Below are 17319 nucleotides of genomic sequence, written 5' to 3'. Positions count from 1 at the left end.
CTGAAAAGGGCGTTCTATTTGTGTGTCTTCTTACAGTGTTTCAAAGAAATTCATACCAGTGTTCCATTGCCTTCCTCCTACATGCTCGATTTAGAGGCTGCCCTGACGTAAAAAGGGCAAATTCAAAAGACAGCTTGCTTCAAAGAGTGAGTACTTATTTGTTGTCAAACTTTTGAAGCTGCTTGTTCAAGGCTTCCTCGAACTTAGACGTCAGAACTGGAGCATAGTACTCTCTGCTTTTAATCGTATCAGGTAGGTACTGCTGGGAGATCCAGTGGCTTTCAAAATTATGCGGGAACTGATAACCAATGCCGCTTCCCAGATCTTTTGCTCCTTTATAATGAGTATCTTTCAGATGATCCGGCACATCACCTGTTTTTCCTTCTCTAACATCTTGTATTGCTTGATCGATCGCGCTGATCGCACTATTTGATTTAGGAGATAGGCACATTTCGATGACAGCGTTGGCAAGAGGGATCCTGGCTTCGGGAAGCCCAATTTTTTCAGCAGCTTCTGTAGCCTGTACGGCTCTCGATACACCTGCAGGGTTTGCCAGACCGATATCTTCGTATGCAGTGACGATCAGCCGTCTGATCACCACTTTCAGTTCACCAGCCTCCAGAAGCCGTGCCAGGTAATGAAGTGCTGCATGTACGTCACTTCCCCGAATGGACTTCTGAAAGGCTGATATTGCATTATAATGAGCATCTCCATCTTTGTCATGAGTCAGGGATTTACGCTGGAGACATTCTTCTGCAATATCCAGTGTAATAACGGTGTTTCCATTATCATCTGAATCAGTAGACTTCACTGCCAGTTCCAGGGCATTCAGCGCACTTCTTAAATCGCCGTTAGTCACCCTTGAGAAATAATTTAGAACAGAGGGAGAGATAACTATAGATTCAGAACCCAGTCCATTTTCTTCGTCAGTCAGTGCCCGCTCCAATGCCGAGGTAATCTGAGTTTCAGACAAAGGTTTCAATTCAAATATCTGGGACCGACTTCTAATCGCAGGGTGGATGGAAATATATGGATTTTCGGTAGTCGCCCCAATCAGTACAATCCGACCATTCTCAAGATGTGGCAGCAGGAAATCCTGCTTAGGCTTATCGAGACGATGGACCTCATCCAATAGCAGGACTACTGTGCCGCTCATTTTAGCTTCCTCAACAACTATCTGCAGATCTTTTTTAGAATCTGTGGCAGCATTCAACGTGCGGAAAGCATACTTAGTCGAACCGGCAATTGCACTGGCAATACTTGTTTTTCCTATTCCGGGAGGACCATATAAAATCATGGATGACAGCTGTTTGGCCTTTACCATCCGCCATATGATTTTACCTTCTCCTACAAGATGTTCCTGACCGACAACCTGACTGATCGTCGTTGGACGCATACGATAGGCTAGTGGTTTATTCATAAAAGACTCCTTTATCACATAATTAGTATAAGTGACTAAAGTATAGCATGTTTGGACAGTGATTTAAACAATATCGAACAAAGGTTCGTGCTTGGATTTCTTTCTTTTTCCTAGGTTGACGCGAGGCTTTATGATAAGATAGTACTTGATATTAGTAAGTAAATCACTCAGTAAGGAAAGATTTGAATGAATATAAAACAGATAGTTACCGTTCACCATCTACAGGAATTGTATAAAAAAGGTTCGTTTGGAATTGAAAAAGAAGGATTAAGAACAACACGAGAAGGAGATCTGGCGCTCAGCCCTCACCCTGCGTTATTTGGAAGCCGGAAACACCACCCGTATATTCAGACGGATTTCAGTGAATCGCAACTGGAACTGGTGACTCCGCCTCAGAATACACTTAAGGAACAGTATAAGTGGCTTGAGGCTCTTCATGATGTGGTCAACCGCACGATTGATACGGAAGAGTTTGTCTGGCCGTTCAGTATGCCTAGTCGGCTTCCTGATGAGAAAAATATTCCGATCATCAAAGTCGAGGACAGGAAAGAAATAGAATACAGAGAGCAGCTTGCTGAAAAATATGGGAAGAAAAAACAGATGATCAGCGGTGTTCATTACAATTTCTCATTTTCCTCTGATTTTATGGACGCGCTGGCCAGTATTGCTGAGACACCAGAAAAGCTGACCAGCTGGAGTAATGATCTTTATCTCAAAATGTCCCGTAATTATTTGAGATATCAATGGATCCTGACTTACTTATTCGGTGCATCACCAGTTTCAGACGATACGTTTTCAAGTGACGATTCAAGACAGTACTACAGAAGTATAAGAAACAGTCCATTGGGCTATCACAACTCCTTCACCAACAAAGTCTCCTATCAGGCAATTGAGGAATATGTCAGAGACATCGAACACCTGGTTGAAGAGGGTACCTTGATAGAAGAACGTGAGTATTATGGCTCAGCTCGTCTGAGAGGAAAAGGAAAAGCAGTCCGCAACTTGATAAGCAGCGGGACGCGATACGTTGAATTCCGTTCATTCGATCTAAATCCATTCTCAAGACTGGGATTCTCTTATGAGCAGTCTCTGTTTACTCATCTCTTTCTAATGACGATGGTCTGGATGGATAAGGACAGTACGACAGAGGATGTCAAAACCGGTGCAGAAATGAATGAACAGACGGCCATGGAAGACCCGTTTGAGTCCTCCAGATTCAAAGAAGAGGGACAGTTCCTGCTTAACATGATGAAAGAGACTATTAATGCGCTGCATTTGAGTAGCGAGTACGATGCAGTCCTTGAGACGGCCCACAAGCTCTTGGATCATCCTGAACAAACCCTCTCTGCAAGAATTGTCAAAGAGCTGGAAAATGGGCGTTCCTTTATTGAGTACGGGATCAATCTGGGTCAGCAATATAAAGAGGTCTCCTTTGAGAAGCCATTTCTAGTCAAAGGCTTTACTGAAATGGAAATGAGTACTCAGCTGCTCTTGTTTGACGCATTGAAACTGGGGCTTGAAACGGAACTGCTGGACAGTCATGATCAGTTTTTGAAGCTGACTCACGGGGACAAGACCGAATACGTGAGAAACGGAAATATGACGTCTAAAGACACCTACATCTCTCACTGGATCATGGCTAACAAGACAGTTACCAAGAAAATTCTGAAAAATTATGGGTACAGAGTGCCTCATGGAGAAGAATTTGCATCAATAGAAGATGCTGTGAATGCGTATGCCCTGTTTGACCGGAAAGCAATCGTCGTCAAACCTAAAAGTACCAACTATGGGCTGGGCATCTCCATTTTTAAGCATCCTGCATCATATGAAGCATATTCAGAAGCTGTGCGTCTGGCTTTTGAAGAAGATGGGCAGATTCTGGTTGAAGACTACATTGAAGGAACAGAGTACCGGTTCGTTGTGATCGATGATAAGGTAGAAGCCGTTCTGCTGAGACAACCTGCAAACGTAACTGGTGACGGAAGACAGACGATTGAACAACTGATTCAGAAAAAGAACACGCATCCTTATCGAGGAATCAAGCACCGTGCCCCTCTTGAAAAAATAAAAATGGGGGAACTGGAGCGACTGATGCTCAAAGAACAAGGCTACACATTCGACAGTATTCCGGCTGAAGGTGAGCGCGTGCTGTTGAGAGAGAACTCCAACATTTCAACTGGCGGAGACTCTATAGATATGACTGACGATATGGACGAGTCCTACAAGAAACAGGCAGTAGAGATGGCTAAGGCCCTGGAAGTCAAAGTCACTGGTCTGGACCTGATCATTCCTGATATCGCTAAACCAAGTACCAAGGACAAGCCAGGTTATGTCGTCATCGAGGCCAACTTCAATCCGGCTATGCATATGCATGCATTCGTTCAGAAGGGCAAAGGACGTAATCTGACCAGGAAAGTCATTGATATGCTCTTTCCATCTATCGACCTATCATAAGACTGGAAGGGATATAAAATGAACAACTATATTTATCTTGATCATGCGGCAACGACTCCTGCGAGACCGGAAGTGATCGAAGCAATGACTGAAGCAATGCAGTTGCATTACGGGAATGCATCAAGTATTCATCAGATGGGTCGGACAAGTAAAGGTCTGCTGGAAGAAGCTCGGTCTGTCTTTGCTGCAAGCATCAATGCCTCACCAAACGAGATCGTCATTACAAGTGGAGGCACCGAAAGTGACAATATGGCTGTAGTCAAAACAGCAGAGAAATACGGCTATAAAGGAAAACATATTGTGACGACAAACGTTGAGCACCCAGCTGTCAGGCGCCCGTTAAATTATCTGAAAAATCAGGGCTTTGAAGTCACTGAATTAGCAGTAGACAGAAATGGGCTGATCAGTCTTGAGCAGGTGAAGGAAGCAGTCAGAGAAGACACGATACTGGTTTCAGTCATTTATGGAAATAATGAAATCGGCACGCTTATGCCGATAACTGAAATTGGACAGTACCTTGACGGCCTTGACCATAAAGTTGCCTTTCATACAGATGCCGTACAGGCTTATGGAACAGAAGACATCGATGTCAAAGAGCAGAAAATCGACCTGCTCTCCGTTTCATCTCATAAGATAAACGGGCCTAAGGGTATCGGGTTCCTGTTCATCAATGAAGAACTGCCTATTACTGGCTTGGTGCTAGGAGGAGAGCAGGAAAATAAGCGCAGAGCAGGAACGGAAAATATACCAGGTGTAATCGGATTCCAGCGTGCTGTAGAAATCAGACAGGCTGAAAAAAAGCGTATTAGAGAAGAATACCAGGCGTTAAAAAGCAGATGTCTGGCTGAACTCGATGCATCTGGTATCGATTATGAAGTAAATGGTTCGGTCGACCAGAGTTTGCCTCATATCTTAAGCCTTCATATTAAAGGTATTCCGGCAGACAAGCTGCTGATTCATCTTGATCTGGCCAGAATTGCAGTCTCTATCGGGTCAGCCTGTTCTGCTGGAAATGTCGATCCAAGTCCAGTTCTCGAAGCTCTTTACGGTTCTAACCATCCTGCCATCTCTGAAACGATTCGATTGAGTTTCGGCTATGGGGTCACGGAAGACGACTGCCGAACAGTTGTAGCGAAAATCAAAAAAGCAGTTGATTTTTTAGCTGAAACGTAAAATAATAGAAGTATAACGAGTGTCAGAGAGGATGTCGCCAATGGCTACACAGAAAAAAGACAGTCTGCTGGGAAGTAACACACATTACTCAGTCAATGACGAGGCTAAACGCTACACACTGAAAGACAACGGCTTTATGGAAACAAAGAACGGATCGTTTCAGTATGAACGGACTTTAAATATCCATGCCGTAGATAAGAAAGCACCAAAAATGAAAATTGTTATATCTAAAGATTTAAATGAACTGAAACTATCTGCAGTAACGGCTAACGGACTGAAAAAGATTGATCTCTATAAATCAGACCAGCTTTCAGAGGAAAGAACATTTGCAGAAAATATTCTTAAGAGTTTAGTTGAAGGAAAAGTTCTGACCGTTGTAGACTGAATCAGTTAAATGAGATGGCCTGAGGATCAATCTGTGATCCTCAGGCTTTCCTTTTGAACAGAGGCACTGGATAAAAGAAGTGACATTACTGTTTATTGTTATGAATAGGCAGTATAAGAGCATTATCGTGTATCAAGTCAGGTAGAAACTGCATCTAGGAAAGTTGTCATGATATCTCTCACTGTAACGGTATATAATGAACTACAATTAGACAGTTTTTAACGTAATTCCGAAAGAAGTCTCCCACTTCTAAGCGTATGGGTGCGAAGCACCAGTGAAAGTGGGAGATGAATTTCGGTCAAGCGATAGCTTGAAGTGGTAAATGTCGTTCTCATTTGGTATGCTTTGTGTATAGATGATAACCAAGTCTATATCTAGGCGACAATCAAGCCTACTGAGTATTCCTTGGCGTTAGCCAAGTAAAAGAAAACCTATGAGGCAGGGACTGCCTTTTGAGCCTACCCATATCCGATTCCTCTGTCTGCATGAAATCTGTGCAGACAAGAATGGAGTTCGTAGGAAGCCCCCACTTCAAAATCCGGAGGATTTAAGTGGTGGGTAGTTCACTGACAGCTTATTGATTTAGAGAATAGTTTACTTCCACTATAGAGACTCTAGTGGAAGTTTTACTACCTAAGAAGGCTTAAACTACAGCTATAGCCCTTCTGGTGACATTTTCCCAGACGATCGAATCTGTAAGGTATAACTAGATCGCGTCTAGTTATACCTGTTGGAAAAACTGAGCCATACAGGTCCAGCTAAATAGTCTGTAATGACAGATAATCAAGCGAATAACGGAACAAACTGACGACAGAACCGATACAGTTAAGGTAATCAATACCATATGAAACCTTATTTCATAAGAATCTCCTAAAAAAGTCCGGGATGACTTGATTTCTTCTTTTTAGTAAGTATAATGAAACAGACTGGAAACTTACGAACCTTCAATTCGTGCAAGTGTACAGAATTTAATTGAAATGATGGTGAAGTGATGACAAATGCTAACAGCAATACTAGAGTAGTCGTCGGAATGAGTGGTGGAGTAGATTCCTCTGTGACGGCGTTATTATTGAAAGAACAAGGCTACGATGTAGTCGGCGTATTTATGAAAAACTGGGATGATACTGACGAGAATGGGGTCTGTACGGCTACTGAAGACTACAAAGATGTCGCTCTGGTAGCGAACAAAATCGGCGTGCCCTATTATTCAATCAATTTTGAAAAAGAGTACTGGGACAAAGTCTTTTCTTACTTCCTTGAAGAATATAAAAGCGGGAGAACACCTAATCCTGATGTCATGTGTAACAAAGAAATCAAATTCAAGGCGTTCCTAGATTATGCTATGAGTCTGGGTGCAGACTATGTGGCTACGGGACACTATGCTAGAGTCAGACGCGAGGAAGATGGAACAACACATCTGTTAAGAGGAGTCGATTCCAATAAGGATCAGACTTACTTCCTTAATCAGCTGTCACAGGATCAGTTGTCCCGAGTGATGTTCCCTCTTGGTGAGATGGACAAAAGTGAAGTCAGAAAAATCGCTGAGGAAGCAGATCTGGCGACTGCCAGGAAAAAAGATTCGACTGGAATCTGCTTTATCGGAGAAAAGAACTTTAAAGAGTTCCTGATGAACTATCTTCCAGCTCAGCCTGGACAAATGGTGACTGAAGATGGTGATGTAATGGGGCAGCACGATGGATTGATGTACTACACGATCGGTCAGAGAAAAGGATTAGGTATTGGTGGAAACGGAACGTCTAATGAGCCATGGTTCGTTATCGGTAAAAATCTTGAAACTAACGAGCTGATCGTTGGACAAGGCTTTACTCATCCGCACCTGTATGCGACTCATCTGACAGCGAGTCAGTTTTCTTTTACAACGACTCAGGAGCTGCCTGAGACATTCGACTGTACAGCTAAGTTCAGATACCGCCAGACAGACGTCAAGGTTACGGTAGACTGGAACAAAGAAGATAATACGGCCGTTGTTACCTTCGATGAACCGGCCAGAGCGATCACACCCGGACAAGCTATTGTCTTTTATGATGGAGATGTCTGTCTTGGAGGCGGTCTGATCGATAAAGCATACAAGGAATCCGAACTGCTTCAATATATTTAAGACGCATTACTTAAGACCATGAGAAACTGACAGTCCCTGCCTGATTAATAGTGTCAGGGAGAATACTGGACCAGCTGCTCCTGGTCTTTTTTGCATTAATTGTCTATTGCTCTAGGACCTTTAGCCACAATGTGATCTCATCATTTATGATAGAAGTAAAATAAGGTATAATTAAAAGCGAACTTCGGAGGGAGGGGAACTTGTATGTATTTTTTTGAGAAGCATGGGATGGATGAGACGCAGACATTTAATTATGCTGAACTGATAAACAGTTCCTTTCCATTACATTTTCATAGAGCTTATGAAATTATCATAGTTGAACAAGGGGAAATGACTGTCAAGATCGAAGGGAAATCTTATTATCTTTCAGAAGACGAAGGAGTATTCATTTTTCCTAATCAGCTTCACGAACTGATTACTGAGAATCAGTCCCACTGCAGGCTCCTGATCTTTTCTCCTGAAATGGTCAAAGACTTTTATTCAATGTACAAGCATGCTGTTCCTGATAACAACACAATAACAGTGAATGCCGATATTAAAAAGGAGAATATGACGTCTGTTTTTTCACAGAAAAGCATTCTTTATAAATTCTGTGACGAACTTACACGATCCACGACTTTCAGTCAGCGGATCCTTCCGTCAAAAACAAAAATCATTCAAACTATTCTCCTTTACATTGAGGAGCATTACTATGAGGACTGCACCCTCAAGACGGTGGCTCAGGACATTCAGTACGACTATGCTTATCTTTCCAAGCTTTTTTACCAGTACACCGGTATGTCATTTACGGAATACTTGAACCGATACAGAATTACACAGGCGGTTTATTTTTTGAACAGCACAGACCTGCCAGTGAAGGAAATTGCGCATCAATGCGGCTACAATACATTAAGAACTTTCAATAGAAATTTTAAATTATATCAGTACAGTTCACCGACCGATTACAGAAACAAGCGCTAGACGGAGTGGTGAACAGGGATTTATCATCTGAATTACATAGAGAGGAGGGATCGGCATGCAGCAGAATCTTTTTGATAAAGGAAACGAACATTTTGTCACGGGTGAAGTATTATCCATCTACTATTCCAATCCCTCAAATTTTTATAAAGTGATGCTGATCAGCGTGAACGAATCGAGTGACACGCTCAAGGAGAAGGAACTGGTTATTACCGGGAATTTTGGTCAGATTCAGGAAGGGGATCAGTACAAATTTATCGGCAAGTGGACAGATCATCCGAAATATGGTGTTCAGTTTCAGTCGATTAAATATCTGAAAGAGAAACCATCCAGTGAAGAAGCGATTGTCGCTTATCTGTCAAGCCCGCGGTTCAAAGGAATCGGTAAAAAGAGTGCGCAGGCGGTGGTCAACCACTTAGGGATTCACTGTATCGACAGGATTTTGGAGGACGAGTCAGTTCTGGACACAATTCCAGAACTTAACAGCAAAAAAAGACAGCAGCTGATTACCGTGCTGGATAAGGAACAGGGCATGCAGAAAATAATCATTGCACTGAATGATTTCGGTCTCTCCAATCAGCTGGCCTATAAGGTATATCAGCGTTTCGAAGGCAATACGTTAAGTACGATACAGAAGAACCCGTATATCTTGATCGAAGAAATTGAAGGTATAGGATTTAACCGGGCGGATGCCATTGCTGAAGAAATGGGGATTGAAGGGGATTCGCTGGAAAGAATCAAAGCCGGCATCCTATATACGCTGGAAGAACAGACGATGAAAAGCGGGGATACATTTGTAGATGCGGAATATCTGCTGAAGCATACGATCGAAATCCTTGAAAAAAGTCGTCCGTTTTTGATCAATCCTGATAAAGTAGCAGAAGTCGTAATCGAACTGGTGGAAGATCAGGCAGTCATTAAAGACGAAACTCGGTTTTATCTCCCGTCACTTTATGCATCCGAGTGGGGCATTGCGAATGCATTCGACCGACTGCTCGATGAAGGAACAGATGATGAAGATGACAAACGTATCGATAAGGCCATCGATGAGTTTGAGTTCAGACGAAGCATTGCTCTGGGAGACTCTCAGAAAAAGGCTGTAAGAGATGCTCTGAAGTCCCCAGTATTTGTTCTGACAGGAGGGCCGGGGACAGGGAAGACGACTGTTCTCGAGGTCATTGTTTCTGTTTTTGCTGAACTGAATGAGTTGAGTCTGGATCCGGATGATTACAGTGGTCAACCATTTCCGGTGCTGTTGGCTGCTCCAACGGGACGAGCAGCAAAACGAATGAAAGAAACGACAGGCCTGCCTGCGTCAACTATCCATCGTCTGCTCGGGCTGACTGGATCTGATGATGAAGAAGAGTTGCAGGAATCAGAGAAAGTGTTAAAAGGCTCATTACTGATCATTGATGAAATGTCGATGGTAGACACATGGCTGGCCTATCAGTTGCTTAAAGCTGTTCCTGACGACATGAAAGTGATAATGGTCGGTGATAAGGACCAGCTTCCTTCAGTAGGACCCGGTCAGGTACTGAAGGATATCCTTGACAGTAATGTTGTTCCTTTTCAGGAGCTGACAGATATTTACCGACAGGGCATCGATTCGTCAATTGTTACGCTCGCCCATGAAATAAAAAAAGGCGCTCTTCCTGAAGATTTCAGTGAAAAGAAGCAGGACCGTAATTTTTTCACCTGCAGTACCCAGAAGGTTCAGGACGTCGTCACTCTGCTGGTCTCAAAAGCGATCGAAAAAGGATATACCTCTCAGCAGATACAGGTACTGGCACCTATCTATAAAGGCGCAGCAGGGATAAACGAACTGAACAAGCTTCTACAGAACCTGTTCAACCCTGGATCTAAACGAAAAAAAGAGGTCAAGCAGCCTGATGGTGTTTACCGGGTAGGGGACAAGGTGCTTCAGCTAGTCAACGATCCGGAAAGAAATGTATTTAACGGTGATATGGGATATATCGTAGGGATAGTTTCAGCTAAAGAATCAGAACTTAATGCGGAAGAACTCGTCATTGATTTCGATGGCACAGAAGTATCTTATCCTAGGGCGGAATGGAACAAGATTACCTTGGCTTACTGCTGTTCTGTACATAAATCACAGGGCAGTGAATATGATATGGTTATTCTGCCGCTAGTATTTGGCTATGGCAGGATGCTGAAAAAGGATATTGTCTATACTGCAATAACCCGAGCCAGTCAAACGCTGCTTCTATGTGGAGAGCGTCGGGCATTTGAAAAAAGCATCACTGAGCATACGACTTCCCGGCAGACATCTCTTGCAATGAGGCTTTCATCACTATCTGAAGAAAGCACACAAGAAAAAGAAGATAACTCAGATGGAGAACGCGATGATGAAGAAAAGAATGTTTACATCCTTACACCTGAAGCGGTCGACTCATTCAGTATCGATCCGATGATTGGCATGGAACAGTGTCAGCCCTAATAATAGCCCCCCTTGCGTCTGGAGTTCCTGTTAGCTGGGGGGCTGTAGCTGTAATTATAGGATTGTCAGACCCAGAAATGTTGTTTGATCGTATCGATTGTAATCGAGTGAGTATGTTTCTCTATAAGTTCGCCATCACGCTGGCCGTACTGAGGAGTATCGAACATCAACGTACAGGACTTTACTCGGTAAGAATGCATCTTTTTATGAGACAGATGAGACTCACTGGATAATATTCTATATAAAATCTGAAGAAGTTCCAGGAAACTGAATTTTTCAGCAATCACGATATCGATGTACTGATCTTGCGGATCTGCCAGTGGATGAATCGGAATACCTCCGCCGAAATACTTATGGTTGGCACAGACGATAAGAAGAATTTCGTCGAATGACAGATTCAGACTTTCACTATGAATACTCATGGAAAATGATTTCTGAGCAAAATAGGCTGAAAGAACAGACAGTAAATAAGAAAACTTCCCAGTGGTCTGCTTTTTATTGTTATTATCAAGTTTGGCAATTACCATGCCGTCGATACCAAAACCCAAACTGTTTACTGCAATAAGATTTTCGGCTTCGGACACTCCTGTTATGACGTCAAGCTCTGTTTCTTCAGTTTTTGAGAGTATCCGTTCAAGAGATATTTCGATCGATCTGGATAAGTCATGAGAACGCGCAAAGTCATTTCCTGACCCAGTAGGCAGATAAGAAACGGCTCGTTTCTTAGCCGATCTGCAGATGCCTTCAACTACTTCATTTAATGTCCCGTCACCACCTACAGCAATGATAAGACAGTCGTCCGCCTTTTCATCTGAAAAAGTACAGGCGAGCTCTACCGCATGCCGCTTATATTGCGTTGTATGTATTTCATAAGTAAGAGAATACCTAAGCATATGGTTTCTAATTGCTTTTCTTGTATGTTTGCCTTTTCGTGAAAACTCGTTGACTATAAAAATTAGATGAGTATAATTGCCAGCCATTTCAGTCACCAACTCTATTTGATATAGCTATAGTATACGTTAAAATAAGATTTTTGTAAGGATATTTTGAGTTTAATAAGATTTTTGACAAACTGACCTGATAGTGGTTGTTACTTCTTTGCTAGACATGTTAAAATAGGCTAGTTGCAATCAAAATGAACAAATACCCTATTAGGAGGAATAAAATGTTACGAGTAGCAAAACGATACACATTGAGTGCGGTGGATTATGTCTATATCATTTTCGGGTCTTTTCTGACAGCTATAGCCTTCCAGGTCTTCCTGCTTCCAAATAATATCGTATCAGGAGGCGTATCTGGTCTGTCCATCGCAGCCAATGCCATGTTCGGATGGAGTCCGTCGCTGTTCCAGTATTCACTAAATATACCGCTGCTCGTACTCTGTTTTGTTCTTCTGGGAAAAGCTGCCGGGTATAAAACGATTCTCGGCAGCCTGCTGTTGCCCTTCTTTTTGAGCTTCATTGGTCACTTTCCTGCGCTGACTTCTGATCCACTTCTGGCGGCACTGTTCGGTGGGGGACTGACTGGACTGGGTGTCGGAATCGTATTCCGTGCAAAAGCGTCAACAGGAGGTACAAGCATAATTGTACAGATCCTTTATCAGTTCCTTCATTTGCAGCTGGGACTGAGCACCATCATGGTAGATGGTTTGGTGATCCTGATCGCTCTTCTGGTATTTGATGTAGAAACAGTCATGTATTCACTAATTGCTCTGTTCATCGTATCTCGTACGATTGACTTGGTTCAGCTCGGCTTTAACAGAAACAAAAATGTCTTCATTATCTCTGATAACCCACAGGATATCAGAGAAGAGATTCTGCACACGATGCAGCGCGGTGTTACAAATCTGGGCATTCGTGGTGGATATGGAAATACTGACAAGGAAATGCTGATGGCAGTAATTCAGGAAAGAGAATTCACTCTGCTTAAAGAAACCGTGCTTAAAGCTGATGCGGATGCATTCGTCGTGGCCATGCCGGCAAGCGAAGTGCTCGGAAGAGGGTTCAGCCTGGAAAAATACTTTATTCATCATGAGACAGACCGGACAGATGATGAATAAGATAGAAAAACTGTCAGGTCAAGCATATTGACTGGAGAAGGAAACTGCGCTATACTTTTATCAATTGAAAAGGTCATGCTGAAGGTATAAAAAGTTAGAGAGACATTCACTCCGGTGAAAGAATGTCAGAAGTCTTTGGTGCTCCCTTTTAACTCTGCATAAGAAATTATGCCGCTTTCTCGGCGTTAACGAGACTGAAGAGGTAATGACTGGCTGAATAGAAGTTATTGCAAACAAGGTGGTACCGCGTAATCACGTCCTTGTGTGCAGTAACTGTATTCAGTCTTTTTTTATGGCATTAAAAATTGAAAGGACGAGTCGAATGAAAAAATTAACTAGTGCAGAACTAAGACAGATGTATCTTGATTTCTTTAAAGAAAAGGGACATAAAATAGAAAAAAGTGCATCGCTGGTACCTGTGGAGGATCCCTCATTACTGTGGGTGAACTCCGGAGTAGCAACGATGAAGAAATATTTTGACGGTACGGTCAAACCTGAAAACCCACGCATTGCTAGTTCACAGAAGAGTATCAGAACAAACGATATTGAAAATGTCGGAGTAACTGCCAGACACCATACCTTATTTGAAATGCTTGGAAACTTTTCGATCGGTGATTACTTCAAGAAAGAAGCAATCATCTGGGCATGGGAATTTCTGACTGACGAGAAATGGATGGCGCTTGATCCGGAGAAACTTTATGTGACGATCTATCCGGATGATGAGGAAGCAGAACGGATCTGGAAAGAAGAAGTCGGACTCGATACATCTCATATCGTTAAAGAAGAAGGAAACTTCTGGGATATTGGTGAAGGCCCGTGTGGACCAAACTCTGAGATCTTCTATGACAGGGGAGAGGCCTTCAACGACCTCCCTGAAGGGCATGAAGAGAATTATCCTGGTGGAGAAAATGAACGCTGGCTTGAAATCTGGAACCTGGTCTTCTCGCAGTTCAATCATAAACCTAATGATGTCTATGACCCGCTTCCAAACAAGAACATCGATACAGGAATGGGTCTTGAACGTATGCTGTCCATTCTTCAGGACACACCAACTAACTTTGAAACAGATCTGTTCATGCCGATCATTGAACATGTAGAGGCTATTTCAGGCAAGTCCTATAAAGATAATGCAGAATCAAAAGTCAGCTTCAAAGTCATTGCCGATCATGTACGTGCATTGTCATTTGCGATCAGCGACGGCGCATTGCCTTCCAACGAAGGAAGAGGGTATGTCTTAAGACGACTGCTTAGAAGAAGTGTCATGCATGGCAGACGACTATCTATCGAGAAGCCTTTTCTCTCTGAACTTGTTCCTGTTGTGGCTTCGATCATGAAGGAACATTACCCAGAAGTTGATAATGCAGTCGAATTCATTTCAAAAGTAATTTTGAATGAAGAGGAACGTTTCCTTGAGACGCTGGCTGCCGGACTGGATAAAGTAAATGAACTGGTCGACACGTTAAAAGAAGCTGATCAGACTGTTTTATCTGGAAAAGATGTCTTCCAGCTATACGATACATTTGGATTCCCGGTGGAACTGACTGAAGAAGTTGTAAGTGAACAGAATCTGACAATCAATTATCCTGAATTTGAAGAAGAAATGTCTAAACAGAAAGAGCGGGCAAGAGCTGCACGTCAGGCTGAAGGATCGATGGCTGTTCAGTCTTCTCTGTTAAGTGATCTGAAAATCAAGAGTGAGTTCACTGGGTATACTGAAGACGAAGAAGTAAGCAAGCTGACGAGAATCATTAAAGACGAAGCTTTTGTTGACAGTGTGTCTTCCGGTGACTCAGCCAAGCTCATATTCAGTGCTTCTCCTTTCTATCCTGAAAAAGGTGGACAAGTTGGAGACAGCGGGCTGATATTGGACCAGAACAGCACCGTTCTGGCAGAAGTAAGTACAGTGAAATCCGGCCCAGATGGGCAGCCTGTTCATATCGCTTCAGTTAGACAGACTCTAGCTGTCGATCAGGAATACAAACTGGTTATTGACAGAAAACGTCGCAGGCTGATCGAACGAAATCATACAGCTACTCACCTTCTCCACCGGGCACTGAAAGATGTTCTGGGGGATCACGCTAATCAGGCAGGGTCATTAGTTGAAGAAAATCATCTGCGTTTTGACTTTACCCATTTTGGGCAAGTCACAGATGATGAGCTTAAGCAAATGGAACAAATCGTCAACGAAAAGATTCAGGAAAATCTTATTGTTGAAACTGTTGAGACTACACTTGAAAAGGCGAAGGAACTTGGAGCAATGGCACTGTTCGGAGAGAAATATGGGAAGAATGTCAGAGTAGTCATGATCGGTGATTTTTCTAAAGAGTTATGTGGAGGCACACATGTAAAAAGTACAGCGGAAATCGGGTTGTTTAAAATCACTTCTGAAGCTGGTATAGGAGCAGGCACAAGAAGAATTACTGCACTGACCAGCGAGGGAGCGTATCAGTGGATGGAAGAGCAGCTGAGAGTACTGAATGAAGCATCAAGATTAATGAAAGTTCAATCCGTTCATGAAGTCCCTTCCCGAATCGAAGGCCTGTTTAAAGAGCTTAAAGAATTGAACCAAGCCAACGAATCGCTGCATTCAAGGCGGGCTAATGCACAGGCGGAAGAAGTGTTTACTCGTGTACAGGACGCTGGCCAGTTGACATTTATTTCAGAAGAAATCAAGGCGAAAGATATGAGTCAGTTGAGACAACTTTCAGACAAGTGGAAACAGGAAGGATATTCCGATGTACTTGTTCTAGGCTTGAGAAACGAAGAAAAAGTCAACTTGATTGTTTCCATGAATCAGAAAGCAGTTGACCTGGGACTTAAGGCTGGAGATCTTATCAAGGCAATCTCTCCGTATGTGAACGGCGGCGGTGGAGGCCGACCGGACTTTGCTCAGGCAGGAGGAAAAAAACCTGAAGGTCTTGAGCAGGCATTATCAGAAGTATCTGACTGGATAAACGGACAGCTCAGTTAATAAAACATTATAATTCAACTCATATTTATTCCAATATATAAATGATATCTAGATTACATTGTACTTTGACCTCATTTCTAGTAAAATATAATCAGATAGAAACTTATGAAAACAGTTCAATAAGTTTTTTTACGGAAAGTATGGAGGGAACAACTAATGACTTCAAATGACCATACCGTTCGATTTAACGTTGAAAATGTTGACGAACACAGTGTAGAAGATACATTGAAATTAGTATACAGAGCTCTGGAAGAAAAAGGATATAATCCGATCAATCAGATTGTCGGCTATCTGCTGTCTGGAGATCCTGCTTATATTCCAAGACACAATGATGCGCGTAATCTGATAAAACGACATGAACGTGACGAAGTGCTGGAAGAACTGGTGACACATTACCTTAAGAGTGAGAAATAGATGAGGGTAATGGGTCTGGATGTCGGTTCCAAGACGGTCGGTGTTGCAGTCAGTGATCTTTTCGGATGGACCGCTCAGGGAATAGAGACGGTTCAGATCAGAGAAGCAAAAAATGAACTGGGATTCGATCGTCTGAAAGAGCTGATCGACGAATATGAGATAGAGAAAATAGTTGTAGGTCTTCCGAAAAATATGGATGGTTCGATCGGGAAGCGGGCAGAACAGTCCTTGTCCTACGGCGAACAGCTTGAAACTCTATTTGGACTTCCGGTAATCTATCAGGATGAACGTCTAACGACTATGCAGGCAACACGTATGCTGATTGAAGAGGGAAATACATCCAGAAAAAAAAGAAAAAAAGTAATAGACAAGCTGGCGGCAGTGATGATTCTTCAGAATTATCTCGATCAGCAGTCAAAATAATCGAGGAGGCACAAACATGACAAACGACCATAACCATGATCATGAACACGAGCACGAATATATTACAATCATAGATGAAGAGGGGAACGAAGATCTTTACGAAATTCTTTTCACTTTCGACTCTGAAGATTTTGACAAATCATACGTACTTGTCTTCCCATCAGGCACTAGTGAAGGAGAAGAAGTTGAATTATCAGCTTTTTCTTATAAAGAAGCAGACGGTGGACTGGAAGGTACACTGAGTGCTATCGAAACAGATGAAGAATGGGAAATGATCGAAGAGGTTCTCAATACATTCATCAGTGACGAAGAAGCCGATTAATTAATCGTAAAATCAGGATGGAGAAACTCTCCATCCTTTTTTTCGTGCGCCCGGCATGGGCGACAACTTGGTGGTGAAAGTCCACTACAGACTTGGCAGTAGGAACTGTTAGCGAAAGTCAAGGGTGTCCGCCGTGAGGCGGAATCTGAAGGAAGACGGACGCA

General features: G+C 42.7%; 13 protein-coding genes. 11 read left to right on the top strand and 2 right to left on the bottom strand.

Translation table 11 applies throughout. The features are described from left to right. Window positions 1-154: 154 nt before the first annotated feature. The gene (locus ACYQ4S_RS07625) at window positions 155-1420 is read right to left on the bottom strand and encodes a replication-associated recombination protein A (protein WP_346024738.1); all 1266 of its coding nucleotides are present in this window, start codon (window positions 1418-1420) and stop codon (window positions 155-157) included. 186 nt (window positions 1421-1606) lie between these two features. On the opposite strand from ACYQ4S_RS07625, the gene gshAB reads away from it, so the two are divergent. From gshAB to recD2, 6 genes are all read left to right on the top strand, one after another. Next, entirely contained in the window at window positions 1607-3874 is a 2268-nt protein-coding gene (gene gshAB / locus ACYQ4S_RS07620; protein ID WP_346024737.1) for a bifunctional glutamate--cysteine ligase GshA/glutathione synthetase GshB, read from the top strand. A gap of 18 nt (window positions 3875-3892) precedes the next feature. Beyond that, complete coding sequence (locus ACYQ4S_RS07615) at window positions 3893-5047, top strand: cysteine desulfurase family protein (protein ID WP_346024736.1); 1155 nt, start codon at window positions 3893-3895, stop codon at window positions 5045-5047. A 40-nt stretch (window positions 5048-5087) separates the two neighbouring features. Then, window positions 5088-5432, top strand: coding sequence for a hypothetical protein (locus ACYQ4S_RS07610; protein ID WP_346024735.1), 345 nt, complete (start codon window positions 5088-5090; stop codon window positions 5430-5432). Between the two features lie 991 nt (window positions 5433-6423). Further along, entirely contained in the window at window positions 6424-7551 is a 1128-nt protein-coding gene (gene mnmA, locus ACYQ4S_RS07605) for a tRNA 2-thiouridine(34) synthase MnmA (RefSeq protein ID WP_346024734.1), read from the top strand. A 204-nt stretch (window positions 7552-7755) separates the two neighbouring features. Further along, a complete protein-coding gene (locus tag ACYQ4S_RS07600; protein ID WP_346024733.1) occupies window positions 7756-8511 on the top strand; it encodes an AraC family transcriptional regulator in 756 nt (251 codons plus the stop codon). 55 nt (window positions 8512-8566) lie between these two features. Next, entirely contained in the window at window positions 8567-10966 is a 2400-nt protein-coding gene (gene recD2 / locus ACYQ4S_RS07595; protein ID WP_346024732.1) for an SF1B family DNA helicase RecD2, read from the top strand. Window positions 10967-11031: 65 nt separating this feature from the next. Here the strand turns inward: recD2 and ACYQ4S_RS07590 are convergent, their stop codons facing one another. After that, window positions 11032-11946 (bottom strand): diacylglycerol/lipid kinase family protein, encoded by a 915-nt coding sequence (locus ACYQ4S_RS07590; protein ID WP_459770377.1) that lies wholly within the window; start codon window positions 11944-11946, stop codon window positions 11032-11034. Between the two features lie 185 nt (window positions 11947-12131). Here ACYQ4S_RS07590 and ACYQ4S_RS07585 point away from each other — a divergent pair, with 185 nt between their 5' ends. The 5 genes from ACYQ4S_RS07585 (at window position 12132) to ACYQ4S_RS07565 (ending at window position 17155) form a co-directional block, all read left to right on the top strand. Continuing rightward, window positions 12132-13025, top strand: coding sequence for a YitT family protein (locus tag ACYQ4S_RS07585; protein WP_346024730.1), 894 nt, complete (start codon window positions 12132-12134; stop codon window positions 13023-13025). Window positions 13026-13347: 322 nt separating this feature from the next. Next, a complete protein-coding gene (gene alaS / locus ACYQ4S_RS07580) occupies window positions 13348-15996 on the top strand; it encodes an alanine--tRNA ligase (protein ID WP_459770375.1) in 2649 nt (882 codons plus the stop codon). Window positions 15997-16152: 156 nt separating this feature from the next. Further along, on the top strand, window positions 16153-16410 hold the full coding sequence (locus ACYQ4S_RS07575; protein WP_459770374.1) for an IreB family regulatory phosphoprotein: 258 nt from the start codon (window positions 16153-16155) through the stop codon (window positions 16408-16410). After that, the gene (gene ruvX / locus ACYQ4S_RS07570; protein ID WP_346024727.1) at window positions 16411-16833 is read left to right on the top strand and encodes a Holliday junction resolvase RuvX; all 423 of its coding nucleotides are present in this window, start codon (window positions 16411-16413) and stop codon (window positions 16831-16833) included. A gap of 16 nt (window positions 16834-16849) precedes the next feature. Continuing rightward, entirely contained in the window at window positions 16850-17155 is a 306-nt protein-coding gene (locus tag ACYQ4S_RS07565) for a DUF1292 domain-containing protein (protein ID WP_346024726.1), read from the top strand. The last annotated feature ends 164 nt before the right edge of the window (window positions 17156-17319 follow it).

The organism is Alkalibacterium sp. s-m-28 (assembly GCF_054658175.1).
This window is presented reverse-complemented; position numbering and strand designations above follow the sequence as displayed.

Excerpts from the sequence above, each read along its gene's own strand:
- ACYQ4S_RS07610 (WP_346024735.1), top strand. The coding sequence starts at position 5,088 with ATGGCTACACAGAAAAAAGACAGTCTGCTGGGAAGTAACACACATTAC.
- recD2 (WP_346024732.1), top strand. The coding sequence starts at position 8,567 with ATGCAGCAGAATCTTTTTGATAAAGGAAACGAACATTTTGTCACGGGT.
- ACYQ4S_RS07575 (WP_459770374.1), top strand. The coding sequence starts at position 16,153 with ATGACTTCAAATGACCATACCGTTCGATTTAACGTTGAAAATGTTGAC.
- ACYQ4S_RS07565 (WP_346024726.1), top strand. The coding sequence starts at position 16,850 with ATGACAAACGACCATAACCATGATCATGAACACGAGCACGAATATATT.
- mnmA (WP_346024734.1), top strand. The coding sequence starts at position 6,424 with ATGACAAATGCTAACAGCAATACTAGAGTAGTCGTCGGAATGAGTGGT.
- ACYQ4S_RS07590 (WP_459770377.1), bottom strand. The coding sequence starts at position 11,946 with ATGGCTGGCAATTATACTCATCTAATTTTTATAGTCAACGAGTTTTCA.
- alaS (WP_459770375.1), top strand. The coding sequence starts at position 13,348 with ATGAAAAAATTAACTAGTGCAGAACTAAGACAGATGTATCTTGATTTC.
- gshAB (WP_346024737.1), top strand. The coding sequence starts at position 1,607 with ATGAATATAAAACAGATAGTTACCGTTCACCATCTACAGGAATTGTAT.
- ACYQ4S_RS07615 (WP_346024736.1), top strand. The coding sequence starts at position 3,893 with ATGAACAACTATATTTATCTTGATCATGCGGCAACGACTCCTGCGAGA.
- ACYQ4S_RS07625 (WP_346024738.1), bottom strand. The coding sequence starts at position 1,420 with ATGAATAAACCACTAGCCTATCGTATGCGTCCAACGACGATCAGTCAG.
- ACYQ4S_RS07585 (WP_346024730.1), top strand. The coding sequence starts at position 12,132 with ATGTTACGAGTAGCAAAACGATACACATTGAGTGCGGTGGATTATGTC.
- ruvX (WP_346024727.1), top strand. The coding sequence starts at position 16,411 with ATGAGGGTAATGGGTCTGGATGTCGGTTCCAAGACGGTCGGTGTTGCA.
- ACYQ4S_RS07600 (WP_346024733.1), top strand. The coding sequence starts at position 7,756 with ATGTATTTTTTTGAGAAGCATGGGATGGATGAGACGCAGACATTTAAT.